Origin of the sequence: Diaphorobacter sp. LI3 (assembly GCF_022807955.1) — a bacterium.
GTDB classification, from domain to species: Bacteria; Pseudomonadota; Gammaproteobacteria; order Burkholderiales; family Burkholderiaceae_C; genus Diaphorobacter; species Diaphorobacter nitroreducens.
The window spans coordinates 2,604,956-2,630,220 of the sequence record NZ_CP094346.1; the positions used below are offsets into that span (position 1 = coordinate 2,604,956).

Annotated in this window: 22 protein-coding genes and 1 pseudogene; 11 read left to right on the forward strand and 12 right to left on the reverse strand. The window is 68.7% G+C overall.

Features of this window, described 5'->3' with window-relative positions:
- From MRB47_RS12040 to adk, 3 genes are all read left to right on the forward strand, one after another.
- Complete coding sequence (locus tag MRB47_RS12040) at window positions 1–183, forward strand: Trm112 family protein (protein WP_011805513.1); 183 nt, start codon at window positions 1–3, stop codon at window positions 181–183.
- Window positions 180–968, forward strand: a complete 789-nt coding sequence (gene kdsB / locus MRB47_RS12045; protein ID WP_252100823.1) for a 3-deoxy-manno-octulosonate cytidylyltransferase — start codon at window positions 180–182, stop codon at window positions 966–968. Before MRB47_RS12040 ends, kdsB begins: the two co-directional genes overlap by 4 nt.
- A gap of 121 nt (window positions 969–1,089) precedes the next feature.
- Window positions 1,090–1,746, forward strand: coding sequence for an adenylate kinase (gene adk / locus MRB47_RS12050; protein ID WP_011805515.1), 657 nt, complete (start codon window positions 1,090–1,092; stop codon window positions 1,744–1,746).
- 87 nt (window positions 1,747–1,833) lie between these two features.
- Here adk and MRB47_RS12055 read toward each other — a convergent pair whose 3' ends face one another.
- Window positions 1,834–2,805, reverse strand: coding sequence for an asparaginase (locus MRB47_RS12055; protein WP_252100824.1), 972 nt, complete (start codon window positions 2,803–2,805; stop codon window positions 1,834–1,836).
- A gap of 82 nt (window positions 2,806–2,887) precedes the next feature.
- Here MRB47_RS12055 and lexA point away from each other — a divergent pair, with 82 nt between their 5' ends.
- From lexA to MRB47_RS12070, 3 genes are all read left to right on the forward strand, one after another.
- Entirely contained in the window at window positions 2,888–3,562 is a 675-nt protein-coding gene (gene lexA, locus MRB47_RS12060) for a transcriptional repressor LexA (protein ID WP_011805517.1), read from the forward strand.
- Window positions 3,563–3,723: 161 nt separating this feature from the next.
- The gene (locus MRB47_RS12065) at window positions 3,724–4,125 is read left to right on the forward strand and encodes a hypothetical protein (protein WP_252100825.1); all 402 of its coding nucleotides are present in this window, start codon (window positions 3,724–3,726) and stop codon (window positions 4,123–4,125) included.
- A gap of 121 nt (window positions 4,126–4,246) precedes the next feature.
- Window positions 4,247–4,747 carry a CREG family protein gene (locus MRB47_RS12070; protein ID WP_252100826.1) on the forward strand — a complete coding sequence of 167 codons (501 nt, stop codon included), beginning with the start codon at window positions 4,247–4,249 and terminating at the stop codon, window positions 4,745–4,747.
- 232 nt (window positions 4,748–4,979) lie between these two features.
- Here MRB47_RS12070 and hrpA read toward each other — a convergent pair whose 3' ends face one another.
- The gene (gene hrpA, locus MRB47_RS12075; protein WP_252100827.1) at window positions 4,980–9,005 is read right to left on the reverse strand and encodes an ATP-dependent RNA helicase HrpA; all 4,026 of its coding nucleotides are present in this window, start codon (window positions 9,003–9,005) and stop codon (window positions 4,980–4,982) included.
- A gap of 47 nt (window positions 9,006–9,052) precedes the next feature.
- Window positions 9,053–10,393 (reverse strand): NAD(P)H-dependent oxidoreductase, encoded by a 1,341-nt coding sequence (locus MRB47_RS12080; protein WP_252100828.1) that lies wholly within the window; start codon window positions 10,391–10,393, stop codon window positions 9,053–9,055.
- A gap of 291 nt (window positions 10,394–10,684) precedes the next feature.
- Between MRB47_RS12080 and MRB47_RS12085 the strand changes: the two genes are divergently transcribed.
- Window positions 10,685–11,872 (forward strand): metallophosphoesterase, encoded by a 1,188-nt coding sequence (locus MRB47_RS12085; protein ID WP_252100829.1) that lies wholly within the window; start codon window positions 10,685–10,687, stop codon window positions 11,870–11,872.
- 176 nt (window positions 11,873–12,048) lie between these two features.
- Here the strand turns inward: MRB47_RS12085 and MRB47_RS12090 are convergent, their stop codons facing one another.
- Genes MRB47_RS12090 through MRB47_RS12115 form a run of 6 tightly spaced genes read right to left on the reverse strand, consistent with a single transcriptional unit; the run spans window position 12,049 to window position 17,419 of the window.
- A complete protein-coding gene (locus MRB47_RS12090; protein ID WP_252100830.1) occupies window positions 12,049–12,747 on the reverse strand; it encodes a nitroreductase in 699 nt (232 codons plus the stop codon).
- A gap of 2 nt (window positions 12,748–12,749) precedes the next feature.
- Window positions 12,750–13,928, reverse strand: a complete 1,179-nt coding sequence (locus MRB47_RS12095; protein WP_252100831.1) for a thiolase family protein — start codon at window positions 13,926–13,928, stop codon at window positions 12,750–12,752.
- Window positions 13,925–15,409 (reverse strand): AMP-binding protein, encoded by a 1,485-nt coding sequence (locus MRB47_RS12100; RefSeq protein WP_252100832.1) that lies wholly within the window; start codon window positions 15,407–15,409, stop codon window positions 13,925–13,927. Before MRB47_RS12100 ends, MRB47_RS12095 begins: the two co-directional genes overlap by 4 nt.
- Window positions 15,406–15,990: a biotin transporter BioY gene (locus MRB47_RS12105; RefSeq protein ID WP_252100833.1), complete on the reverse strand. Its 585-nt coding sequence runs from the start codon at window positions 15,988–15,990 to the stop codon at window positions 15,406–15,408. The genes MRB47_RS12100 and MRB47_RS12105 overlap by 4 nt, the downstream gene beginning before the upstream one ends.
- A gap of 36 nt (window positions 15,991–16,026) precedes the next feature.
- Window positions 16,027–16,620, reverse strand: coding sequence for an energy-coupling factor transporter transmembrane component T family protein (locus tag MRB47_RS12110; protein ID WP_103738753.1), 594 nt, complete (start codon window positions 16,618–16,620; stop codon window positions 16,027–16,029).
- The gene (locus MRB47_RS12115; protein WP_252100834.1) at window positions 16,613–17,419 is read right to left on the reverse strand and encodes an energy-coupling factor ABC transporter ATP-binding protein; all 807 of its coding nucleotides are present in this window, start codon (window positions 17,417–17,419) and stop codon (window positions 16,613–16,615) included. Before MRB47_RS12115 ends, MRB47_RS12110 begins: the two co-directional genes overlap by 8 nt.
- 317 nt (window positions 17,420–17,736) lie before the next feature.
- On the opposite strand from MRB47_RS12115, the gene MRB47_RS12120 reads away from it, so the two are divergent.
- Window positions 17,737–18,942 carry an MFS transporter gene (locus MRB47_RS12120; protein WP_252100835.1) on the forward strand — a complete coding sequence of 402 codons (1,206 nt, stop codon included), beginning with the start codon at window positions 17,737–17,739 and terminating at the stop codon, window positions 18,940–18,942.
- Window positions 18,943–19,023: 81 nt separating this feature from the next.
- Here the strand turns inward: MRB47_RS12120 and MRB47_RS12125 are convergent, their stop codons facing one another.
- Window positions 19,024–19,371, reverse strand: coding sequence for an ankyrin repeat domain-containing protein (locus MRB47_RS12125; RefSeq protein WP_252100836.1), 348 nt, complete (start codon window positions 19,369–19,371; stop codon window positions 19,024–19,026).
- Between the two features lie 168 nt (window positions 19,372–19,539).
- Between MRB47_RS12125 and MRB47_RS12130 the strand changes: the two genes are divergently transcribed.
- Complete coding sequence (locus MRB47_RS12130) at window positions 19,540–20,145, forward strand: class I SAM-dependent methyltransferase (protein ID WP_041836007.1); 606 nt, start codon at window positions 19,540–19,542, stop codon at window positions 20,143–20,145.
- A 102-nt stretch (window positions 20,146–20,247) separates the two neighbouring features.
- Here MRB47_RS12130 and MRB47_RS12135 read toward each other — a convergent pair whose 3' ends face one another.
- Window positions 20,248–21,222 (reverse strand): Bug family tripartite tricarboxylate transporter substrate binding protein, encoded by a 975-nt coding sequence (locus MRB47_RS12135; RefSeq protein ID WP_011805532.1) that lies wholly within the window; start codon window positions 21,220–21,222, stop codon window positions 20,248–20,250.
- Window positions 21,223–21,785: 563 nt separating this feature from the next.
- Here MRB47_RS12135 and MRB47_RS12140 point away from each other — a divergent pair.
- On the forward strand, window positions 21,786–22,934 hold the full coding sequence (locus MRB47_RS12140) for an acyltransferase family protein (RefSeq protein ID WP_252100837.1): 1,149 nt from the start codon (window positions 21,786–21,788) through the stop codon (window positions 22,932–22,934).
- A 287-nt stretch (window positions 22,935–23,221) separates the two neighbouring features.
- Complete coding sequence (argA, locus tag MRB47_RS12145; protein ID WP_015913105.1) at window positions 23,222–24,568, forward strand: amino-acid N-acetyltransferase; 1,347 nt, start codon at window positions 23,222–23,224, stop codon at window positions 24,566–24,568.
- Here argA and bla read toward each other — a convergent pair.
- Window positions 24,555–25,184 (reverse strand): annotated as a pseudogene (gene bla / locus MRB47_RS12150) (class A beta-lactamase); the annotation flags it as partial. The gene argA and the pseudogene bla overlap by 14 nt on opposite strands.
- Window positions 25,185–25,265: the final 81 nt, after the last annotated feature.

Below are 25,265 nucleotides of genomic sequence, written 5' to 3' on the forward strand. Positions count from 1 at the left end.
ATGGACCCCAAACTGCTTGAACTGCTGGTCTGCCCCGTCACCAAGGGCCCGCTGACCTACGACCGCGAACGCCAGGAACTCATCTCGCGCAGCGCACGGCTGGCCTATCCCGTGCGCGACGGCATTCCCGTGCTGCTGGAAAACGAGGCCCGCCCCTTGAGCGACGAGGAGCTGGAACAGTGAGTCGCGCCGCACCGTTCACGGTGCTGATACCGGCGCGCCTGGCCTCCACCCGCCTGCCCAACAAGCCCCTGGCCGATATCGCCGGGCTGCCCATGGTGGTGCATGTGGCCCGCCGCGCCAGCCAGAGCGGCGCCCAACGCTGCGTGGTCGCGGCGGACGACGCGCGCATCGTCCAGGCCTGCCAGGCGCATGGGGTGCAGGCTCTGCTGACGCGCGCCGACCACGCCAGCGGCAGCGATCGCCTGGCCGAGGCCTGCGAGCTGCTGGGCCTGGCGGGCGAAGACATTGTGGTGAACGTACAGGGTGACGAGCCCCTCATCGACCCACGGCTGATCGACGCCGTGGCCGCACTGCTGCATGCACGCGGCGATGCCAGCATGGGCACCGCCGCGCACGCCATCGACAGCGCGGAGGACTTTGCGAACCCTAACGTGGTGAAGGTGGTGCTGGACGCGCAGGGCCTCGCGCACTACTTCAGCCGCGCCCCCATCCCCCATGCACGCGACCACGCGCCGGGCAGCCTCTGGTGGCAGCCGGGCCAACCGGGGGTGCCCGTGGGTTTCGCACCGCTACGGCACATCGGCATCTACAGCTACCGGGCAGGCTTTCTGCGCCACTTTCCACAGCTGCCAGCGGCGCCGACCGAGCAACTGGAAGCGCTGGAGCAGCTGCGCGCCCTCTGGCACGGGCACCGCATCGCCGTGCACGTGACCGGCAGCGCACCCGGTGCGGGCGTGGACACGCCAGCCGACCTGGAGCGCGTGCGCACCCTCCTGGGCGGCTAGCGCGGCCGTCAGCTTGGCGCATGGCCCGCGTGCTATCCTTGTTCGCAACAAGAGCACCTGTCCCGCGCTGGCGCGCCGACGGCAAGCGTGCCCGCTGATTTCAAAACACTAGAGGACATCCATGAGACTGATTCTGCTCGGCGCTCCCGGCGCCGGAAAGGGTACGCAGGCCGCGTTCATCTGCCAGAAATTCGGCATCCCCCAGATCTCCACCGGCGACATGCTGCGCGCCGCCGTCAAGGCCGGCACGCCCCTGGGCCTGCAGGCCAAGGCCGTCATGGATGCGGGCCAGCTCGTCAGCGACGACCTGATCATTAACCTGGTGAAGGAGCGCATCGCCGAGCCCGACTGTGCCCAGGGTTTCCTGTTCGACGGCTTCCCACGCACCATCCCCCAGGCAGACGCCATGAAAGCCGCGGGCGTGAAGCTCGACTATGTGCTGGAGATCGACGTGCCGTTCGACGCCATCATCGAGCGCATGAGCGGCCGCCGCTCCCACCCGGCTTCGGGCCGCACCTACCACGTGAAGTTCAACCCGCCCAAGGTCGAAGGCAAGGACGACGTGACGGGCGAGCCCCTGGTGCAGCGCGAGGACGACAAGGAAGAAACCGTCAAGAAGCGCCTGCAGGTCTACAGCGACCAGACCCGTCCGCTGGTGGACTATTACTCCAGCTGGGCCAAGACCGATCCCGCCAACGCGCCCAAGTATCGTGCCATTCAAGGCACCGGCAGCGTGGAGGAAATCACCCAGCGCGCCCTGACGGCACTGTCAAGCTGACGAACCCGCCGCCGGCGCCCGCCAACGCCCCGCAACGCGGGGCGTTGTGCTTTGTGCCCAGGCAAGCGCCTCGGCCCATGACGGTGCTTATGAATTAGCGGACTGCATCAACTCCAGCAGCAGGCTGACCCGTGCCTTCACAGGGCTCAGCCCATCCGCATCGCGCCAGGGCGTACCCGTCAGGTCCATCATCCGCCCCTGCGGGCAGCGCGAAGCCACGCGCACCTGCACCCCGGCCGCCACGGCACGCGCGAGCGCGGCCTCCAGCGCATGGTGCAGCGTGCCATTGCCGGTGGCGGCCACCACGATGCCGCGCACGCCCTTCTCCACCAGCCAGTCCACCAACGCGCCATCCGCGCTGGCGTGGCTGAGGACGATTTCCACGCGTGGCCAGGCTGCATCTGGCAGGATCGGCACCAGCGCGCCATGCGCGGGCTGTTCCACCTGCGGCGCAAGGCCGCGGGCCCAGCGCACGCGCCCCGCTTCCATCCATCCCAGAGGCCCAGCATCGCCGGAGTCGAACGCGTCCAGCCGCAGCGGGTGCACCTTGCTCACCTCGCGTGCCCCGTGCACCACGCCAGCGGCCGCCATCAGAACCCCCCGCGCTGAGGGATCGGCCGCCAGCGTGACGGCATCCAGCAGGTTCTGCGGCCCGTCCGGCGCGAGCGCCGTGGCCGGGCGCATGGCACAGGTCAGTACCACCGGCTTGGCGGTGGTATCGAGCAGGTTGTGCAGCAGCCAGGCGGTTTCCTCCAGCGTATCCGTGCCGTGGGTGACGACGACGCCGGCAACGGCCGGGTCGGCCAGGTGTGCGGCGCAGCGACCGGCCAGGCGCGCCCACACGTCAAAGCCCATGTCCTTGCTGTCCAGCTGCGCCACCTGTTCGGCCACCAGCGCGCCGCCCCCGGCCTGCACCAGCCCGGGCACCGCGGCCAGCAATTGCTCCACGCCGATCTGCCCGGCCGTGTAGCCCACGTTCGCACCTTGCACCGCGGAAGAGCCCGCAATCGTGCCGCCGGTGCCCATAACGACGATTTTTCTTGCAGCTGCCACTTGCATCCCTCCAAAAACTGTTCAAAAATACAGATACTGGATTAAAAAACAGTAACCCACTCAACCACCGACCGCATTGGATCGCACCATGCTCGACAGTCCCAAGCTCACCGCCCGCCAGCAGCAGATCCTGGACCTGATCCAGACCGCCATCGCGCGCACCGGCGCCCCGCCCACCCGCGCCGAGATCGCGGCAGAGCTGGGTTTCAAGTCCGCCAACGCGGCCGAGGAGCACCTGCAGGCGCTGGCCCGCAAGGGCGTGATCGAACTGGTCAGCGGCACCTCGCGCGGCATCCGCCTGCGCGGCGAAACCGTGCGCAACATCAATGCGGCGCGCGGCGCCCAGTTCAACCTGCCGATACCCGGCCTGTCGCAGCTCACGCTGCCGCTGGTGGGCCGCGTGGCGGCCGGCTCGCCCATTCTCGCCCAGGAGCATGTGGACCAGACCTATACGGTGGAAGGCAGCCTGTTTGCGCACAAGCCCGACTACCTGCTCAAGGTGCGCGGCATGTCCATGCGCGACGCGGGCATCATGGACGGCGACCTGCTCGCCGTACAGGCAACGCGCGAGGCGCGCAACGGGCAAATCATCGTGGCGCGCCTGGGCGATGACGTCACGGTCAAGCGCCTGCGCCGCACAGGCAGCGCCATCGAACTGCTGCCCGAGAACCCCGACTACCCGGTGATCCGCGTCGAGCCGGGCGAACCTTTCGAGATCGAAGGGCTGGCCGTGGGCCTGATACGCAACACCATGCTCATGTAGTCCGTTGAATGCAGCGCCGCCGCAGGTGGCGGGCGTTTGGCAGGCGGTAGCCCGGGCATGCCCCGTGGCTGCGGCATGCCAACCCTGCGGATGCGCGCTTGACGTCCTTGGCAATCCTGCCTGTGTTCCACCTTCATGCCCTGGCATGCCGGAGTCTTCACATGGGATTTGCCCTCTTTGCCTTTGCCTCCCTTTCCCGCCCCTTGCGCCGCCTGCGCCGATGGGGACTGGCTGCACGCCATATGTCGCGCGGCGCGGCAACCTCTGCCTGCACCACGCACGGACGCGCCGATGCGCTCCAGGGAGCGACGCCCAACGCCGGCCCTCTCGATAGCCCCGCCGTGGCGGGTATGGCGCAAGAAAATCCGGCCCGCCACCGCGCCTTTGCCATGCCTGCCGCGGATGCGGCCATGCAGCACACAGGTCTGCGGCCTGCGATCTCCACCCGTTCGCTCCCCCTGCGCGTGATCCTGCGCCATGACACCGACGACGCCTGCAAGCTCGTGATTTCCGGCCGCATGGCCGATGTGTGCGCGGAACTGGAGCGCCTGGCCCTGCGCTGACCGCGGGGCACTGCTGCGACCGCTTCTGACACTTTTCGAAGGCGTCGCGGCCGCAGCGCGTTCATCGCAGGCCCGTTTCTACAATGCACGGCACTTGCAACTTCCCGCCCCCAAGCACGCCATGACCCACGAGTCCCGCCTGGACCGCTTGCTGCGGCAACTGCTGTGGGGCCGGCGCACGGCCGCGCTGGCAACGCTGCAAACCCTGCCCGGCGCGGAATCGGTGCCATTCACAACGCCGGCGGTGTCGTTCGTTCCGTATGCCATCGACTCCACGGCCCAGGTGCTGGTATTGCATGTCAGCGCCCTCGCCGCCCATACCCGCAACCTGCGGCAATCGCCCGCGGTTTCTCTCCTGATCACGGCGCCCGAGGACGCGGCCCAGCCCGTGCATGCGCTGGAGCGCGTTGCCATCCAAGGGCAAGCCGTACTGCTTGCGCCCGAGGCAGCCGCCAGCGCGCGCGCCGCCTACCTGCGGCGCTTTCCTGAGGCAGCGCCCATGACGACGCTGGGCGACTTCCAGTTCGTGCAGATCATCCCTTCGGTGGGCCGCCACGTGGCAGGGTTTGGCGCGGCGCGGGACTTGTCCGCCGAAGAGCTGAAGGCGCTGCTCACGTCTTGACGCTGGGGCGATCGGCGCCGCCAGCAGTTGGATGGCAAGGGCCGTTCCGCCCAGGCGAGCGCTGGCGGCCGCTAGCCCGGTGCCCGGGAAGGCCACACACAGGTCGCGGCCAGGGCCGGCTGGGTGACGGGTTGGCGGACGCTCGCGGTGCGCGCCAAAGCATGAACGGCCCCGCCCACGGCAGCCGGTGGCGGCACACCTGTCCTGCAGGCTTGCCCCGCGCGAGAGCCCCTCAAGACACCAGTTGCGACCAGACCTTGTCCAGCCGCTTGCCGCTGACCGGATACGGCGTGCGCAACTCCTGCGCGAAGAAGCTCACGCGCAGTTCCTCCAGCATCCAGCGGTACTCCTGCATGCGGGCGTCCACCTGGCCCTTGCGCTCGGCGACCAGGCGCCAGTACCGCTGCTCCAGCGGCTGCAGTTCCTTGAGCTTGGCGGCATCGCGTGCCGGGTCGGCGCGGTACTTGTCCAGACGCGTGGTGATGGCCTTGAGGTAGCGCGCGTAGTGCTGCAGCTGCGCCCAGGGCGCGGCGGCGATGAAGTGCTTGGGCATCAGGCGCTGCAGCTGCTGTGACGCGTCGGCCGTGGCCTCGGGAGCGTTCTTGGTGTCCTTGATCTTGCGCTGCGTGGCGGCGTATTCGATGAGGATGGCCGCCGCCATGCGCGCCACCTCGTTGGCGATCAGCGTGAGGCGCCCGCGCCCGTCCTGCACGCGCTGCTTGAACTGTGCCTCGTTGCTGGGCAGCGGCTCTTGCAGGAAGGCGCGGTCGATGGCCACGTCGATGATTTGTGCGCGCAGCTCCTCCTGCGTGCCCAGCGGCATGAAGGCCACAGCCATCTTCTGCAGATCGGGGATGTTCTTTTCCAGGTACTTGAGCGCGTCCTTGATCTGCAGCGCAAACAGCCGGCGCAGGCCCACGCGGTGGCGCGCGGCGGCGACTTCGGGTTCGTCGAACACCTCGATGCCCACCGCATCGCCGTGGTCGATGAGCGCGGGGAAGCCGATCAGCGTCTGGCTACCCTTGGCGATTTCCATCAGCTCGGGCAGTTCGCCAAAGCTCCAATCCTCGTAGCGGGCATCGGCCTTGCGGGCCGCGGGCGCGCCGACGAGTGGTTCTTTTTTTATAGCTGCTGGCGCCCGGTTTTCCTTGGTTTCAGATGGTTTTCCACCGGAGTCTGGCTTCTGGTGAGCGCCACCAGCTATCTTTAATGAAGCAAGCGCCTGGAACGCCCCACGTGCCTTGCTCCCCCACTCCGCCTTGAGCGCGCCCAGGTTGCGTCCCTGGCCGAGCTGGCGGCCGTGCTCATCCGTCACGCGAAAGTTCATGAACAGGTGCGGGCTGAGCATGTCCAGCTTGAAGTCCGCGCGCTTCACGTCGAGCGAGGTTTCATCGCGCACTTGCTTGAGCAGCGTGTCGATCAAGCTGCCCTGGGCCCAACGCTCTTCCTCGGTGAACAGCGACGCCAGCCGCGCAGCACTTTCCGGCAGCGGCACGAAGCGGCTGCGCGGGCGCTGCGGCAGGCTCTTGAGCAGCGCCTGGATCTTGTCCTTGAGCATGCCGGGCACCAGCCATTCCGCACGCTCCTCGCTCACCTGGTTCAGCACGAACAGCGGCACCGTGACGGTGACCCCGTCGCGCGCGTCACCGGGGCTGTGCAGGTAGCTGGCCGTGCAGTCCACGCCGCCCAGCTTCACCGTCTTGGGAAAGTTGTCGGTGGTGATGCCCGCGGCCTCATGGCGCATCAGCTCGTCGCGCTTGAGAAGCAGCAGGCCGGCGTTCTCCTTGCCGGCACTGCGGAACCACTTGTCGAACGTGGCGCCGCTGTACACGTCTTTGGGAATCTGCTGGTCGTAGAAGGCGAAGATGAGCTCGTCGTCCACCAGCACGTCCTGGCGGCGGCTCTTGTGCTCCAGCTCCTGCACCTTGCGCACCAGCTTGAGGTTGGCGCCCAGGAACGGCCAATGCGTCTCCCACTCGCCCTCGACCAGCGCCTGGCGAATGAACAGGTTGCGCGCCTCGTACGGATCCACGCGGCCATAGCTCACGCGGCGGCCGTTGTAGACCACCAGGCCGTAGAGCGTGGCGCGCTCGAGCGCGACCACGTCGGCCTGTTTCTTGGACCAATGCGGGTCCAGCAGTTGCTTCTTGAGCAGATGGCCGCCCACCTCTTCCAGCCATTGCGGTTCGATCGCCGCGATACCGCGGCCGTACAGGCGCGAGGTCTCGACCTGCTCGGCCGCGACGATCCAGCGGCCGGGCTTCTTGGACAGGTGCGCGCCCGGGTGCGGGTGGAACTTGATGCCGTGCGCGCCCAGATAGGCCTCGCTCTCCTCGGCCTTGTAACCAATGTTGCCCAGCAGGCCCGACAGCATGGACAGGTGCACGGCCTCGTAGCCCGCGGGCTCGGTGTTCACCTGCCACTGGTGCTCCCGCACCACGGTGAGCAGCTGCGAATGGATGTCGCGCCACTCGCGCACGCGGCGGATGTTGATGTAGTTCTGGCGCAGCAACTGCTCCCACTGCCGGTTGCTGAGCTTGTGGGTGGCCTCCTCCGCATCGGCGGGGTGGAACTGCGCCAGGCGCTCCTCGCCTGCGGCCTCCGCTTGCGCGCCGCTGCTGCGCTGGCTCACGGGCAGGAAGGCCGTGTTGCGCGCTTGGGCCGCGGGGGCGGTCTGGGCCGCCATCTCCTTGCGCGTCTTGGCGACGATCTTGCCGCCGCGCGCATCCTGCAGCCACTTCCACAGGCGCAGGTAGCCGGTGAACTCGCTTTTCTCGTCGTCGAACTTGGCATGCTGCTGGTCGGCCTGCTGCTGCGCCTCCAGCGGCCGGTCGCGCACGTCCTGCACGCTGAGGGCCGAGGCAATGACCAGCACCTCGGCCACGGCGCCGCGGGTGCGGGCCTCCAGAATCATGCGGCCCACGCGCGGGTCCAAGGGCAGGCGCGACAGTTCGCGGCCCATGGGCAGCAAATTGCCGCGCTCGTCCACGGCGCCCAACTCCTGCAGCAGTTGATAGCCGTCGGCGATCGCACGGCCCGAGGGCGCCTCGAGGAACGGGAAGTTCACCACGTCGCCCAGGCCCAGCGACTTCATGCGCAGGATGACGCCCGCCAGGGACGAGCGCAGGATTTCCGGGTCGGTGAAGCGGTCGCGCTGGTGAAAGTCCGCCTCGTCGTACAGGCGGATGCAGATGCCGTTGGCCACGCGGCCGCAGCGCCCGGCGCGCTGGTTGGCCGCCGCCTGGCTGATGGGCTCCACCAGCAACTGCTCCACCTTGCTACGGAAGGAATAGCGCTTCACGCGCGCCGTACCTGCGTCAATGACGTAACGGATGCCCGGCACGGTGAGCGAGGTCTCGGCCACGTTGGTGGCCAGCACGATGCGCCGTCCGGTGTGGCCGTCGAAGATGCGGTCCTGCTCGGCCTGCGACAGGCGCGAGAACAGGGGGAGTACCTCGGCGTTCCGCAGCACTGGCGAGTGCTGCAGGTGCTTGCGCAGGTGGTCCGCCGCCTCGCGGATCTCGCGCTCGCCGGGCAGGAAGACGAGGATGTCTCCGCCCTTGCCGCCCGCCCACAACTCGTCCACGCCGTCGGCAATGGCATCGTTGAGGTCGAAGTCCTTCTTTTCTTCAAAGGGCTTGTAGCGCATCTCCACGGGATAGGTGCGCCCAGACACCATGATGACCGGCGCCGGACCGGCCTTGCCCTCGAAGTGCTTGGCGAAGCGCTCCGCGTCGATGGTGGCCGATGTCACGACCACCTTCAAATCGGGCCGCTGCGGCAGGATCTGCTTGAGGTAGCCCAGCAGGAAGTCGATATTCAGGCTGCGCTCGTGCGCCTCGTCGATGATGAGCGTGTCGTAGGCCTTGAGCAGCGGATCGGTCTGCGTCTCGGCCAGCAGGATGCCGTCGGTCATCAGCTTGACCGAAGCGCCCTTTTGCAGCGTGTCCTGAAAGCGCACCTTGTAACCCACCACCGCGCCCAAGGGGGTGTTCAGCTCCTCGGCAATGCGCTTGGCCACGCTGCTGGCGGCAATGCGCCGCGGCTGGGTGTGGCCGATCAGGCGCCCGCGCGTGCCCTCGGGCGCATTGCACTTGCCGCGTCCCAGGGCCAGCGCTATTTTTGGCAGTTGCGTGGTCTTGCCCGAGCCCGTCTCGCCGCAGACGATGATGACCTGGTGCTCGGCCATGGCCGCCATGATCTCGTCGCGGCGGCTGGAGACGGGGAGTTGCTCGGGAAAGGTGATCGTGAGGGGCATAGGGGCGGGAATTATCCCAGCCCCCAGGCACCCGTGCCGCACCAGGGTCAGGCGGGGAACATTGCCTCCATCTCTCGGCGCACCCGATAGGCGTGGGTGGTGGCGTCCATCTCCACATCGTCCCAGGACAATGCCTGGCCTTTTGCCACCGGGCGCACCACGCGCGCGCTGTGCGCCAGGCCCAGCGGCAGGCCCCTGAGGCTGCGCGACGTCGCAGCCGGCAGCAGCTTGCCCCAGACGGTGTAGCCGCCCTCGCCATCCAGCAGGTCGCCCGGGCGCAGGTCACGCTTGGCCGTGGCCACCACATCGGCGTTCCAGCCCTGGGGCACGCCGGTGGGCTCGCCGCGCAGCGCCACGCTGGCCACAGACATGCCCACCTCCAGCCCGATGAGGTGCCAGCGCTTGTACAGCGTGAAGTAGCGGCCCGTGGGGTCGGTGTGGGCGTTGTATTCCTCGAAACAGTGGCGGATGTAGTCAGTCTCGCCTTCCACCGTGACCCACACGCCCATGCGGATGTCGTAGGGGATCCGGCGGCCGTCCTTCTCCAGCGACGAGATCACTTCCACCATGCCTTTTTTCTCTAGCACTCCGCCCTCGCCCACCGGGCGCGTGACGTAGGGAATGTCCTCCACGCTGGCGGGCGGGTACTGCAGACCGTTGCTCGGCACGGCCAGGCCCGTGGCGTTGGAAACGGCCGTGCTCTCGATACTGGGCTTGGAGCCGTCCAGGAAGCTGTTGAACATCTTGGGGTTCAGGCCGCCACGCTGCGCCTGCTCGGGCGTCAGGCCGTAGTAGCCCCACACCGTCTCGGGCGTGGATTCGCAGAAATGCGGCAGCCACTTGTGCCCGCGCCCGGCCGCCACCACCGGAAAGCCGCAGGTGCGGGCCCAGTCCACCAGCTCGCAGATCATGGCGGGCTGGTCGCCGTAGGCCAGCGAATAGACCACGCCCGCGGCCTGGGCCTTGCGCGCCAGCAGCGGGCCGCAGAAGGCATCGGCCTCCACGGTCACGTTCACCACATGCTTGCCGTGGGCGAAGGCGTCGAGAATGTGGTCCACCGCCGCCAGCGGGTTGCCCGTGCATTCGACGATCAGCTCGATCTGCGGGTGGCGCACCAGGGCCTGCCAGTCCTCGGTAATCCAGGTCGTGCCCTGCTCCAGCGCCTGCTGGGCAGACGCGGCCTCCGACTGCCCGGGCGCCCATCCCACGCGCGCCAGGCTGGCGCGGGCGTTGGCCGGCGACAGATCGGCAATGCCCACCAGGTGCACGCCCGGCATGCGCGGCACCTGCGCCAGATACATGGCGCCGAACTTGCCCGCGCCGATCAGCCCAATGCGGATGGGACGCCCTTGCCGGGCACGCTGCAGCAGTTTCTGGTGAAGGTTCATGGGTATGGCAAACGATGGAGTGCGCCGCTGCGGCGCGAAACCCCGGCGCCTGCTGGCGCGCGGGCCGGTGGGAATCCCACAGCCACCGTAGCGCAGGGTACGCCCCACGTCTCTTGGGATACGCCCTAGGCCGGGACACCGCCCAGTACCCCACCGCCTGCAAGGCATTGAAAAGGACCGTTATCCTGCGCACGTTCTCGGCCGGCGGGGCGCACCCTTTTGTCGCCGCGCCGCCGCCCACGCCGGCACCATACGCCGGTGCCGCTTTCTTCTTTGCATCCCCGGCTTTCCATGGTGTCTCTTGCTGCGTTGGTGATTCCGCTGCTGGCGGTCTGGCTCTGGGGGCCCGTGCGCGGCATGTCGCGCCGGGCGCGCCTGATGGCCATTGCGCTGACCGCCTTGCTGGGCGTTACTCCGGCCCTGCTGCTCAAGCTCTTGCAGGCCGGCGCGATGGATTACGCCACGCTGGCCTATCTGCAGGTGCCCGGCGGCTGGGTGTTGGGCACGCTGGTGCTGATCATTGCCTTTCTTCTGGCGCGTGATGCCGCATGGCTCGCGGCGCGGGCCGCCGCGCTCATGGGCGGGTGCGACACATGGCACCTGCGACTGCGCGGCAGGCGGTTGACCGGCACCGCCGTGGCACTGGCGCTGGGCGCGGCGGGCTTTGGCACGGCGCAGGGCCTGCAGCCGCCCACGGTGCGTGAACAGTTGGTGCACCTGCCGCAATTGCCCGAGGCCCTGGATGGCCTGCGTGTGGCCGTGCTGGCGGATATCCACGCGAGCCCCATCAACCATACCGCCTACGTGCAGAGCGTGGTGGAGCGCACCCACGCGGCGCGGCCCGACCTGATCGTCCTGCCCGGTGACCTGGTGGATGGCGACGTAGGCAGCAGCGCCGCCTTCGTGGCTCCACTGGCGCAACTGCGCGCACCGCACGGCGTATGGGCCGCGCCCGGCAACCATGAGTACTACGGCGGCTACAACGCCTGGATGGCGGAATTTCGCCGCCTGGGCCTGGGCGTCTTGGCCAACCAGACCCAGGTGCTGCAGGTGAATGGCGCGCGTCTGGCACTGTCCGGCGTGGGCGACCCGGTCTACGGCCGCACCTCTCACCACAATGCCGACCCGCGCGTGCCCGAGGGCGTGCCCCCCGATGTACCCGCGGTGGCCCGGCAGGCGCGCGCGGCGCAGGCCGACTTCCACCTGCTGCTGGCGCACCAGCCCAAGCTCGCGCGCGACAACGCCGCGCACGGCGTGGACCTGCAGGTCTCGGGCCACACGCACGGCGGGCTGATCAGCGGCATGGACCGCTGGCTGGTCGCTCCGTTCAACAACGGTTTCGTGCGCGGGCAATACGACGTGGACGGCATGCGCCTGTTCGTGAGCGCGGGCGCGGGCCTGTGGGCCGGCTTCGCAGTGCGGCTGGGCGTGCAGCCCCATATCGACCTGTTGGTGCTGCGCCGTGGCACAGCGTCGTAAGACCGCGCGACGGCCCGGCGCCGTCAAATAAGTCGGCACGAGGGTACTGCCTGGGCTGCGAGGGGACGCACCTCGCACGCAAAGCCCCGCCATCACCATCGCGACCGTTATGCAACGCGGCAGGCCGCAGAAAAGGTGGGGCTCACGACACGCGAGGGAACGTGTTCCGCATTGCCTCAGCGCAGCACGGTGAAGTAGCGCTCCAGCGCCTCGCGCTCGGTGCGCGTGCGGTTGACGGGTGCGCCCGCGTCTTCCCAGCCCAGCGCCATGCCGCAGACGACCACCTCGCTGGCCGGCAGGTCCAGCGCGTCGCGCACGATCTGCGGGTAGCTCGCCAGCGCACCAATGGCACAGCTGGCCAGCCCCTGGGACTGCGCGGCCAGCATCAGTCCGTGCAGGCACATGCCCAGGTCCATGAAGCCACCTGCGCCGAAACCGCGGTCGATGGTGACGATCAGCGCCACGGGTGCATCAAAGAAGCGGTAGTTGCGCTCGAACTGCGTGGCCCGACCCGCGCCGTCGCCGCGCGCCACACCCAGCGCCCCGTACAGCGCCTGCGCGGCTGCCACCTGGCGTTTGCGCAATGCCAGCGGCATGGGGCGGGGGAAATAGCCATAGTCCTCGGCCTCAGGCACCTGGTCGCGCCACGCCTGGCACAGCGCGGCACTCAGGCGTTCGCGCACCGCGCCCTCCACGGCCCAGAAGCGGCCCGGCTGCAGATTGGCGCCGCTGGGCGCCAGCCGCGCCGCAGCCAGCAACCGCTCCAGCAGCGCGAGGGGCACGGGCCGCGGCAGGAAGGCGCGCACGGAATGGCGCGCCTGCGCCAGCGTCTCGAAGGCGTCCTGCGCCACAGGCATCGTCAGGGGTTTGGTCATTCTCACTCCGGCATTTCCACCCAGGTGGCCGCACCCAGGCCACCCGCACCCGCAATGCACGCCATGCCGCGCAGCGTGCGGTCGGTGCGGTCGGTGCGGTCGGCACCCTGCCGCTGCGCCATCTGCGCCAGCACGCGCACCAGCGCAATGGCGCCCGATGCACCGATGGGGTGCCCGCGCGCCAGGCCGCCCCCGCCCCGGTTGATGGCACCGAGCGGCAAGCCCAGCGCATTGCAGAACGCCAGGCCCTGCGCCGCAAAGGCGTCGTGCAGTTCCAGCGCCTCCAGCGCCGCCCAATCCCAGCCACAGCGTTGCTGCGCGGCGCGTGCCACGTCGACGGCGCAGAGCATGGGCGACTCGGGCGCGCCACCCACGCTGACGCTGCCGCGCCACTGCGCACGCGGCCGCACGCCCCAGCGCGCGCAGGCCGAGGGCGTGGCCAACAGCAGCAGGGCCGCGCCGTCCGCCTTGGGCGACACGGCGACGGTGCTGAGGCTGCAATCCTGGCCGTCCACCGATTGACCGCTGGCCACCGCAGGCATGCGCGCCACACGCGCGGCGCTCAACAGGCGCGGGTAGGCGTCGTGCGCCAACCCCCGCAGCGGCACGATTTCATGGGCCATGGCAGCGCGCGCCGCCACGCTGCGCGCGTGGCTGGCCATGGCGTACGCATCCTGCGCGTGGCGCGTGAGCCCCAGGCGCCGCGCGCCGTCCAGCGCGGCCAGCAGCATGTCGGGGTCGCGCTCGGGCCAGGGCGTGAAGGGTGGCCGGTCATAGGGCTCCGGTGCCTCCTCCGCCTGCAGAGGCCGATGCATGCGCAGGGGTGCGCGGCTCCACGCCTCGGCCCCGCCGGCAACCACGACATCGGCCTGGCCCAGCGCCAGCAGACCGCAGGCATGGGTGACGGCATCCAGCCCCGCGCAGCACTGGCTGTCCAGCGTCACGGCGGGAATGCCCTCGGGGAGGCTGGCCGCCAGCGCCAGCATGCGGGCGGGGTTGCCCCCGGCGCCCAGGGCGTTGCCCAGCACCACGACATCGACGGCCTCGGCCGGCAACCCGGCATCCGCCAGCATGCGCGCCACCAACGGCGCCGCCAGATCGTGCGGCTGGCAGGCCGCGAGCGCCCCGCCGACCGGCGCCACCGGCGTGCGCGCCCAGGCCAATATGGGAATAGCGTTCACCGCCAGCGCTCCAGCGAGGGCGACGGTGCCTGCAGCGCGCGGGCGATGGCTGTGTGGTCGGTCTTGCCGCTGGGCGTCTGCGGCCAGTCGCCCACCCACACCCACCAGTGGCGCGGCGCCTTGTAAGGCTCCAACACCGCGCGGCACCAGGCCGCCAGCTCCAGCGCGCCGGGTGGCGGCGCGTCGCCCTGCCACTGCAGTACCGCCTGCACACGCAGGCCGCGCAAGCCGTCGGCCACACCCTGCAGGCTGGCCTGCGCCACCTGTGGGTGGGCCAGCAGGCGCGCCTCCACTTCCTCAGGGAACAGATTCTTGCCTTGGGTGACGAGCATGCGGTTCTCGCGACCGCACAGGTGCAGCAAACCGCTGTCGTCCACGTAACCCATGTCGCGCACCGAGAGCCAGTCGCCCTCACGCAGGGCGGCGGTGCCGTCGGCGGCGTTCACGTAATCCATGAACAGCATGGAACTGCGCACCCAGATCAGCCCCGGCACGCCCTGCGGCAGCGCGGCGCTGCGGGGATCGGGGCCGATGTGCAGGTCCACGTTGCTGAACGGCCGGCCCACGGCCTGGGTCGGCGCGCCCGGCTCTGCATCCATCCAGGCGACGTAGCTGGCCTCGGATGCACCGTAGAACTCCACGATGCGTGCGCGCGGGAACAACCGGCGCAGCGCGGGCGTGCGCTCGCGCAGCCAGCGCGCGCCGCTGATCAGCACCAGATCCACCCCCTCGATAGGTGCCAGCTGCCGCCGCTCGGCCCACTGCAGCATCAGTACAAGCTGGCTGGGCACTGCCACCAGCAAGGGCGCGCCGCCCGCGCGCAGGATGTCCAGCGCGCGCGGCGCAGAAAAACGCTCCTGCAGCACCGCGCCAGCACCCGTCCACAGGCCCAGCAGCGCGCCGAACAGGAACAGCGAATGCGACATGCGACCAGGCGCCAGCACGCGCGTGGCCGCCGCGACACCAAAGTCCTGCAGGCTGACGCGAAAGCTCTCCACCCAGGAGCGGTGGTGGCGCATGAAGCCCTTGGGCAGGCCCGTGCTGCCCGAGGTGAAGCCCACGTAGAACGGCGACTGCGGCGTGGCCGCTACCGGGCCGCCGGAGCCCAGAGGCAGCCGCCCGGCAACCGCCCGGGCCACACCCGCCGGCCACTGGGGATCGCCCATCGCCGCGCAGCGCCCGCTGGCGATCACGCCCAGGAATTCCACCACCCCCTCCAGCGTGCCGGCATCACCGGGCAGCAGCACGGTGGTCGGCGCGCCTTGCGCATCCCAGTAGCGCGCCCGCGCCTGTACACGGTCGTGCAGCGTCGCGAAGTCCCACTGGGTGGTTTCATTGGCCAGCGCCAGGGAATGCGGCCGCGTGCGGGCCCAGTGCGCCAAGGGGCCATGTACCCACTCGAACAGATCGGGCAGCGCATCGCCCGTCAGCAGTTGCGGCAGGGGCGCCAGCGCCTGCCGCTTGCAAGGGTGGGTGTTCAACGTTCGCGCCCACCAAACGGCCAGTCTGGCAGCGCCTTGGCCACGGTATGCACCACCACCGCGCAGAGCGCGCACTTGACCAGGTCACCGGGCACGAAGACCAGGTCCGCCAGAAAGGCCTTGTCCAGCGGCATCTGCGCCAGCAGCACGAGGCCGGCAATGCCCATGGCATGCAGGAAGACCAGCCCGCCAAGCACGGAAGCGATGAACGCGCTCGCGGCCGTGCGCAGCGGCGTGCCCTGCGGCAGTGTGCGCATCAGCGCGCCTGTCACCCCTGCCGCCAGCGCGTAACCCACCAGGTAGCCGGCCGACGGCGCCATGAACACCCCCAGGCCGCCCCGCCCGCCCGACAGCAGCGGCAGGCCGGCCGCCACGGCCGCCAGGAACAGCAGCATGGACTGAAAGCCCCGGCGCGCGCCCAGCAGGCAGCCGGCCAGCATCACGCCCAGCGACTGCAGTGTGATCGGCACGCCCAGCGGTAGGTCGATCTTGGGAATGAGCCCCATCACGGCCATGAGCGCGGCGAACAGCGCCACCAGCGCCATGGAGTGAGAGGCTTTGCGGGACATGGCAGCAGTCATACAACTCCTTGGGTCGACAAGAAAAAACAGGAATAGTCAGCCGCCCAAACGGGCGTACAGGGCATCGGCCACACGCTGCGCCCCCTGCAGCATCTGCACGGTGAGCGGCGCGATCAGCCGCAGGCCGCCGGCGCGGCCGGTGCGCAGGCGGTGGGCTTCGTCCAGCTTCTTCCACTGCACGAAGAAATGTTCGGTGAACCGCAGCATCAGCGCCAGTTGCAGCGACACGCGCTCCGGCCGCAGGCCAAGGTGCGCCAGGGGCCGCAGCAGCGCATCCAGCACCTGCAGCAAGTCCGTGGGACGCGTGCTCACGGTGAGCGCCACCCCCAGTGTGGAGGCGCAGGCCAGGCGCAGCGCGCTCACCGCCGCCACCTCGGGACGGCCCATCCACAGGTGAAAGCCCGCCACCAGCGCCGCAGCGATGAGCACCGACACGATGAGCCGGCGCGCCACGCGCGTGGCCGGCCCCAGGCTCCACCACAACAGTGCGCACGCCACGCCCGCCGCCGCCAACGCCCCCGGCGCCGACAGCACGAACAGCAACGTGCCCAGCACCGCCATGCCGGCCAGCTTGCACCCCGCGGGCCAGCGGTGCAGCCAGGTGAGGTGTTCGCTGTAGAGGCTACCCATGGCATTGCATCCTTCGCTCAGCCGCGGCGCGCATACGGGCATGTGGCATGCCCGCCGCGGCGCGGGCCCGCGCCACCTGTTGGGCAACGGCGGCTTCATACGCCGCGCACACATCGTGGCCGCGGCCGTCCGCCTGCACCCGGCCTTCATGCAGCCAGACCACGCGCGGGTAGTCGCGCACATGCTCCAGCACATGGGTGGACACCACCACCTGCCGCCCGCAGGCGGCAATGTCATCGGCCAGCCGTGCCTGCCCCTGCAGGTCCAGGCTGGCGAAGGGTTCGTCCAGCAACAGCGTTCGCGGCCCGGCGAGCAGCAATGCAAGCCAACAAACGTGCTGGCGCTGGCCCTGGCTCAACGCCCCGACCGCGCGCGCGGCCCAGTCGGCAAGGCCCCGTTCGGCCAGGAAGGCGCGGGCGCGCGCCAGCGCATCACGCCGGGACAGGCCCTGCGGTTGCAGGCCCAGGGCGAGCTCCTCTTCCACCGTGGGAAAGATGATTTGATCGTCGGGGTTCTGGAACATCATGCCAACGCGCTGGGCCCGCAATTGCCCTTGCGGCAGTGCCTGCAAGTCCTGCCCGTGCGACAGCACCTGGCCGTCGTCGGGCACCTCCAGCGCGCACAACAGCCGCAGCAGGCTGGTCTTGCCTGCGCCGTTGTGGCCGATCAGTCCAATGCGCGGCTCGGCCAGCGTGAGATCAAGCCCGTCAAAGACCTGCGTGACACCGCGGCGCAGGCGCACCTGCCGCACTTGCAGCACTGGAGCGTCAGAGGGGTGAGAGGAACAGGAGGGGAGCATGCCAAAAAGCCAAGCAAATTCGCCGCGGATTCTACGCCCCTTAAAAATCCTTTTCTTTCAGCAAAAAGCATCTATTGCCAATCAATTTACATTAATAAGCAGGCAAATCACATCCGCAACCTTCAGCAAAAGAGCACAAAAATCCGGCCCTTTCAACGCAGTTATCTTCAACTGGGCTCATTTGCGACAACCCACCCTCTTCATGCGACCATCTGCATCCTTTATCGCGTCATCTACCGCGAAAAATGATGCATGGTCTATCCCGGAACCGTACATCCAGCGAAGACAATAGGTGTCCTGTTCGCCGCCTCCCGCCCATGAAGACCTCTTCCACCGCTCTTGAACGCCGCAATCTCGGCCTGCTGGTCGCCGCCCAGTCATTGGGTGGCGCCTCGCCCCCCATCATCATTTCGCTCGGGGGCTTGGTGGGCCAGATGCTGTCGAGCACGCCTACCGCCAGCACGCTGCCCGTGAGCCTGTACCAGCTGGGCCTGGCGCTCTCTACCCTGCCCGCGGCATGGCTCATGCACCGCGCGAGCCGCCGCACGGCCTATCTGCTGGGCGCGGTGCTGGGCGTACTGTCGGGCTTGATCGCGGCCTGGGGCATCAGCCAGTCGGACTTCCTGCTGTTCTGCCTGGGCACGACGCTGGCGGGCTTCTACGGCGCCTGCGTGCAGAGCTACCGCTTCGCCGCGATCGACGCGGTGGGCGACACCACGCGCCACGCCAGCGCCATATCGCGTGTCATGGTGGGCGGGCTGATCGCGGCCATCATTGGCCCGCAGGTGGTGATCTGGACGCGCGACAGCCTGCCCGCCACGCCGTTCGCCGGCAGTTTCTACAGCCAGGCCGCGCTTGCGCTGCTGGCGTTGCCGCTGCTGCTGGCTCTGCGCCTGCCGCCCGCGCCGCCGCGTGCCGAGTCGCATGGCGCGCGGCCGCTGTCGCAGATCGCGCGCACGCCGCAGTTCATCGTGGCGGCGATCGCGGGCGTGGTGAGCTATGGGCTGATGGCCTTTCTCATGACGGCCGCTCCCATGGCCATGGTGGGCTGCGGGCACAGCGTGGGCGAAGCCGCCCTGGGCATCCAGTGGCATGTGCTCGCCATGTTTGCACCCAGCTTCTTCACCGGCCGTCTGATCGCCCGTTGGGGCAAGCGCGCCGTAACGGGCCTGGGGCTGGTGCTGATTGCCGCGTCGGGCCTGCTGGCGCTGATGGGGTTGGCGCTCACCCATTTCTGGGGCGCTCTGGTGCTGCTGGGCGTGGGCTGGAACTTCGGCTTCATCGGCGCCACGGCCCTGCTGGCCGACTGCCACCGCCCGTCCGAGCGTGCCAAGGTGCAGGCGCTGAACGACTTCCTGGTCTTCGGCACCGTGGCCGTGGCGTCCTTCGGCTCGGGCCAGTTGCTGCACAGCGTCGGCTGGGGCGGCATCAACGCCGGCATGCTGCCCATGGTGGCGGTGGTGCTGGCGCTGCTGGGCTGGCAGAGCCTGCGCCAGCGCCGCGGGGCCGCTACCCAAGGCTGATTACTCCTTTTTTTATAGCTGCCAGCACTTTATCAGTAAGCGCTACAGCACAAAAAATGCCTTGACGCTACGCCCCGTGCGCTACAACGGCAGCCAGCGCCGCCACGCTGCCACGCGCCTGGGCGGCGGCACGTCGCGCACACCCCGGCTGCGCAGCAGTGCGGCCAGTTCACCGCGGCCATGGCGCAGCGCAGCCTGCAGCGGCGTGAGCCCGTCGAACTCCGACAGCAGGTGCGGATCCGCCCCGTGCTCCAGCAGGTAGCGCGCCACCGCATCGTGGCCCTGCACCAGGCTGGCGACGAGCGGCGTGCACAGCACCTCGGGGTGCTGGTAGTTGGGATCCACGCCCGCGCTGATGTGATAGCGCACCCGGGCCAGATCCCCCGCGGAGGCGGCGGCGTACAGGTCTTTCCAGTCTCCGGCGGACATGGGCGCTCCTTTCATCGGGTTCTCATACGGCACTGCCGCGCAATATAGACGCAGCAGTACGCGCGGCACACCGGGGAGCCCCCATGGCAACCGCCCGCTATCGCGATGGACTGGTCCATACTCCCGGCGAGCGGTACCAGCCCGGCGCCGCCTTCTTCAGGAGCGTGCGTGCAATCGGCGAGTGAGCAGTGGTTTGACGAGGCGTACTACCAGCGCTACTACTTCGACAAAAAAACCAGCGTGGTGGACCCCGGCCATGCGCAGCGGCTGGGCAGCTTCGTCTGCAGCTATCTGCACTACCTGCGCGTGCCCGTGGCACGGGTGCTGGACGTGGGCTGCGGCATCGGCCTGTGGCGGGACATGGTGCAGCACCACCTGCCCGGCGCGCTCTACCAGGGCGTGGAATACAGCCCCTACCTGTGCGAGCGTTTTGGGTGGGAGCGCGGCTCGGTGGTGGACTACACGGCGCGCGAGCCTTTCGACTTCGTCATCTGCCAGGGCGTGCTGCCTTACCTGGGCACGCAGGACCTGGCGCGGGCGCTGGACAACCTGGGGCGCCTGTGCCGCGGCGCGCTGTACCTGGAGGCCGTCACGCGCGAGGACTACGAGCGCGACATCATCGACGAAGACCTGACCGACCCGCGCCTGTACCGCCACCGCGCGTCGCTGTACCGCCGCGGCCTTGCGCGGCACTTCATCGACATGGGCGGGGGCCTGTGGCTCAGCCGCCAGGCGCAGGTGCCGCTGTTCGCCCTGGAGGCCCCGGGACAGTAGCAGCGCTCATTGATTGATAGCTGCCCGCGCTTGACCGGTGGGCGTCAGACGCAAAAAAGGCCGTGAATCCTCACGGCCTTTTTTGTCACCTATTGCATGCGTTTAGTCCGCCGTAGCGCCCGATGCCTTGACCGCAGCACCCCACTTCTGAATGTCGGCGGCGATCAGCTTGGCAAAGTCGGCCGTGCTCAGGCCATAGGCCTCGGCGCCCAGGTCGGAGATTTTCTGCTTCACATTCTCCTGGGCCAGGATCTCACGCACATATTTGTTCATGCGCTCGGCCAGGTCCTTGGGCAGGCCCTTGGAGCCGATCATGCCGTACCAGGGCTCGGCCTCGAAGCCAGGGAAGCCCTGCTCCGCCAGCGGCTTCACGCCCGGGAACTTGGGCGAGGCGGTCTTGCTGGTGATGGCCAGCGCCTTGATCTTGCCGGCCTCGATCTGCGGCTTGAGCGGCACGGGGTTGTCGATGGCGTACTGCACTTCGTTGGACATTACGGCCAGCACCAGCGGCGCGGAGCCCTTGTACGGCACGTGCATGGTCTTGGCCTTGGCCTGCATGTGGAACATCTCCACGATCATGTGCTGGGGCGAGCCCGCGCCGGCCGAGCCGAAGTTGATCTTGTCGGCCTTGATGAGCTTGAGCAGCTCGTCCACCGAGTTGATGCCCGAGTTGGCGCCCGTGACCAGCAGGAACGGCGCCTTGGCCAGCGGGGTGATGGGCGTGAGGTCCTTCACCGGGTCGTAGGGCACGTTCTTGTACAGCGTGGGCGAGATCACCACCGGGCTGCTGGAGCCCACCAGGAAGGTGCCGCCGTCGGGCTTGGCGCGGCTCACGTAGGCGGTGGCGATATTGCCGTTGGCACCGGCCTTGCTTTCCACGATCACGCTGGCAGTGATGCGCTTTTCCAGCTCGTTGGCGATGATGCGCGCCAGCATGTCGCTGGTGCCGCCGGGTGCATAGGGCTGCACCAGCGTGATGGTCTTGACCGGCCAGGCATCCTTGGCCAGCGCCATCGTGGGTGCGCCTGCGGCCAGGGCCAGGACTGCGCCAGCGGCAAGAACGGTTCTGCGGAACATAAGCTCTCCTTCATTGAAGGCCCTTGTGGGGCCGGTGTACGAGGCCCGCGAAGGGCCGCTTGCAGAAAAGAAAAAGCGTCCGCTGGGGCGAACGCATCATCAGGGTTAACCCTTTGATGGTAACCGGAAAGACAATTTCACCGTCTCCGCCATAGGCCCCCGCGTGCCCGCGGTCACGCCACGGTGGCTTGCAGCGGAACTTCGCACTCACCCGAAAGTCATCACCCTGAATTGGTAGCGACATTTGGTAACCCGCCCCCTGTGGACGGCCCCTAGAATCCGACGGCCGGGCGCAGATCCGGCGCGGCACGCAGCGCGTGCCCACGACCGCAGGACCGCTTTTCACGGCCTACCTTACCGACACAGGAGCGAAGGGTGCCGCGCCGTCCTCAGTGACGGCTGGCAGTGTCGACCACTCCCAGCCAGCGCAATGCGGCCAGGCACGGCCTGGGCAGCGCATCGGACTGGCGACAAGCCCATTCCGGGTCGGGATGTGATTGGTGATGAACACGGCGGGCGCCAGGCCTGCCCAGCAATGGAGGTGCCGCGTTTTGGCAGACAAAATGGACAACCCCCGGGTGAACCCCCTCAGCCATGACGGCCGCGCGCTGAGCCTGGCCTACAACAGCGCACTGGACGGACTGCGCGGCGTGGCGATCCTGCTGGTGATCCTGTCGCACGCCCATGCGCCGCTGTTCGACGGCGCGTTCTACGGGGTGGACCTGTTCTTCGTGCTCAGCGGTTTCCTGATCACCTCGTTGCTGCTGCAGGAACTGCAAAGCAACGGCCGGCTGGACTACTGGCGTTTTTACCGCCGCCGCTTCTTCCGCCTGATGCCCGCGCTGGCGCTGTTCCTGGGGGCGTACTGCGTGTTCGCGCCGCTGCTGTGGCCGGACCTCACGGACGTGTATTCCGACGCGCTGGTGTCCCTGTTGTACCTGGCCGACTACGGCATCGCCTTCTTCGACAGCCCCGACACGCTGCTGCACATGTGGTCGCTGTCGGTGGAAGAGCACTTCTATCTGGTCTGGCCGCCGCTCCTGGTGGTGTTGGCGCGCTTCACGCCGCGCGGCGCGCTGTGGCGCCCGGTGCTGGGCCTGCTGGTGCTGGCGTGGGCCTGGCGCGTGCTGTGGGTGGCGCAGGGCCAGCAGTTCTACGAGATTTTCTTCCGCTTCGACACCCGCGCCACGGGCCTGCTGGCCGGCAGCCTGCTGGCCACGCTGTTGCACGAGCAACCCGCCTGGTTTCAGGCGCTGCGCCAGCGATTGCACCATTTCATGTGGGTGGTGCTGGCCGTGCCGCTGCTGATGGCCCAGTCCTGGGACGACATGAACGCCATGCTCTGGGGCATGACGGTGGTGGAATGCGCCGCCCTGGTGGTGCTGCTGGCGGTGCAGCAGCACCGCGGCGCGCTGCACCAGATGCTGAGCGCACCGGCCCTGATTCTGGTGGGCAAGCTGTCGTACGGCATCTACCTGTGGCACTACCCCGTGGTGCGCTACCTGCGCGCCGACCTGCCGTGGCCGGCCGTGGTGGTGCTGGGCTTCCTGATCTCGGCGGCGCTGGCGGCGCTGTCGTACTACACCGTGGAACGCTGGGCCATGCGCTGGCGCGATGCCCGCCCGGCCCAGCGCAAGCCGGCCCCCGTGCGGACGGCCCGGCCGGCTGCCGCACGTGGTTCGCTGGCGCTGTCGGCGCGCGGCGGGCGCTGATGGCCGCGTGGGCAGCTATTATTTGAATAGCTGTCTGCGCTTGTCCTGCGGTGGATTCCAAAAGAAAACCCTTCAGAAACTATCACAATCAAGCGCTGGCAGCTATTATTTAAGGAGCACTCCTCCTCCCTCCCCGCGCTGCCCGCGGCACGGCGCGCAGCCCGCTACACTGCGGCCTGCGCTTGCTGGCGCCCCTGCCCTGGTACAGGCGCACGGGAAGCCGCGAGCGCTTTTCGTCTCCGCCCCTCTTTTCACCGCTCCACCGCCAACCCTTTGACGCACCGCCCATGTCCACGGTCTTCAACTTCACCTTCGTTCCCTGGTTCCGGTCCGTGGCGCCGTACATCCACAAGTTCCGGCACCAGACCTTCGTGGTGGGCCTGACGGGTGAGGCCATCGCCGCGGGCAAGCTGCAGAGCATCGTGCAGGACCTGGCGATGATCCAGGCCATGGGCGTGAAGATCGTGTTGGTGCATGGCTTTCGCCCGCAGGTCAACGAACAGCTGCACGCCAAGGGGCACGCCCCGCGCTACTCGCACGGCATGCGCGTGACCGATTCCGTGGCGCTGGACTGCGCCCAGGAGGCTGCGGGCCAGCTGCGCTATGAGATCGAGGCCGCCTTCAGCCAAGGCCTGCCCAACACGCCCATGGCGGGCTCGCGCGTGCGCGTGATCTCCGGCAACTTCCTCACGGCGCGGCCCGTCGGCATCGTGGACGGCGTGGACTTCAAGCACTCGGGCCTGGTGCGCAAGGTGGACGTGGAAGGCATCCGCCGCACGCTGGAGTCCGACGCCATGGTGCTCATCTCGCCCTTCGGCTTCTCGCCCACGGGCGAGGCTTTCAACCTGGCCATGGAGGAAGTCGCCACACGCGTGGCCACCGAGCTCAAGGCAGACAAGCTGCTGTTCCTGACCGAAGTGCCGGGCATCCGCATCCAGCCGCTGGAACCCGACGCCGAGGACAACCCCATCGACACCGAACTGCCCCTGGCCGCAGCGCGCCAGCTGCTGGCCCAGTTGCCGCCCGCGCAGCAGCCGACCGATGTGGGTTTTTACCTGCAGCATTGCGTGAGGGCCTGCGAGCACGGCGTGGAGCGCAGCCATATCCTGCCGTTCGCGGTGGACGGCGCGCTGCTGCTGGAGATCTACGTGCACGACGGCATCGGCACCATGGTCATCGACGAAAAGCTGGAAGAGCTGCGCGAAGCCACCATCGACGATGTGGGCGGCATCATCCAGCTCATCGAGCCGTTCGAGCGCGACGGCACGCTGGTCAAGCGCGACCGCACCGAGATCGAGCGCGACATCGCCGCCTACACCGTGATCGAGCACGACGGCGTGATCTTCGGCTGCGCCGCGCTCTACCCCTACCCGGAGGCCGGCACGGCCGAGATGGCCGCCGTCACCGTGTCCCCGCAAAGCCAGGGCACGGGCGACGGCGAGAAGCTGCTTAAGCGCATCGAGCAGCGCGCGCGCATGCTGGGCCTGTCCAGCATCTTCGTGCTGACCACGCGCACCATGCACTGGTTCATCAAGCGGGGCTTTTCGCCCGTGGACCCCGACTGGCTGCCCGACGCACGCAAGCGCAAGTACAACTGGGACCGCAAGAGCCAGGTGCTGGTCAAGAAGCTCTGAGCCAAGCTGTGGCGAGCCGCCCTACCTGCGCGATGGCCACGTCGCGCTGCGCGGGCGCGGCCGGGCACTCGGTCAGGTAGCAGGCCACCACGGCAGGCGCGCCCTGCCCCGGCGCTGGCCGCACCACGCCCACGTCGTTGGCCGTGCCCTCGGCGGTGCCGGTCTTTTCCCCGACCCGCCAGCCGGGCGGCATGCCGGCGCGCAAGCGCTTGTCGCCCGTAAGGTTGCCCAGCAGCCAAGCCTGCAGTTGCGCGCGCGATGGCGGCGCCAGCGCCTCGCCCATTACCAGCATTTGCACGGTGCACAGCATGGTCAGCGGCGTGGTCGTGTCGCGCACTTCGCCGGGCGGCACGTCGTTCAGCGCGGGTTCTGTGCGGTCCAGGCGCGTGTGGGTGTCGCCCAGCCCCCGAAGCCACGCCGTCAGGCCCGCAGGCCCGCCCTGCCGGCGCAGCAGCAGGTTGGCCGCGGTGTTGTCGCTCAGCACCATGGTGGCTTCGCGCAGCTCGGCCACCGTCATGCCCTCCCGGTCTGCATGCGGCTCGGTCCGCGGCGAGTATTCCACCAGGTCGCCTCGGCCGAAACCCACGCGCGCGTCCAGGCTCTCGCGCTCTGCGTCCGGCAGTACTGGCTATTCCGTCTCAAGTCGCGCCCGCCCACAGCGGCGCTGCAGGCGTTCCGCGCCTGGCTGCTGCGCGAG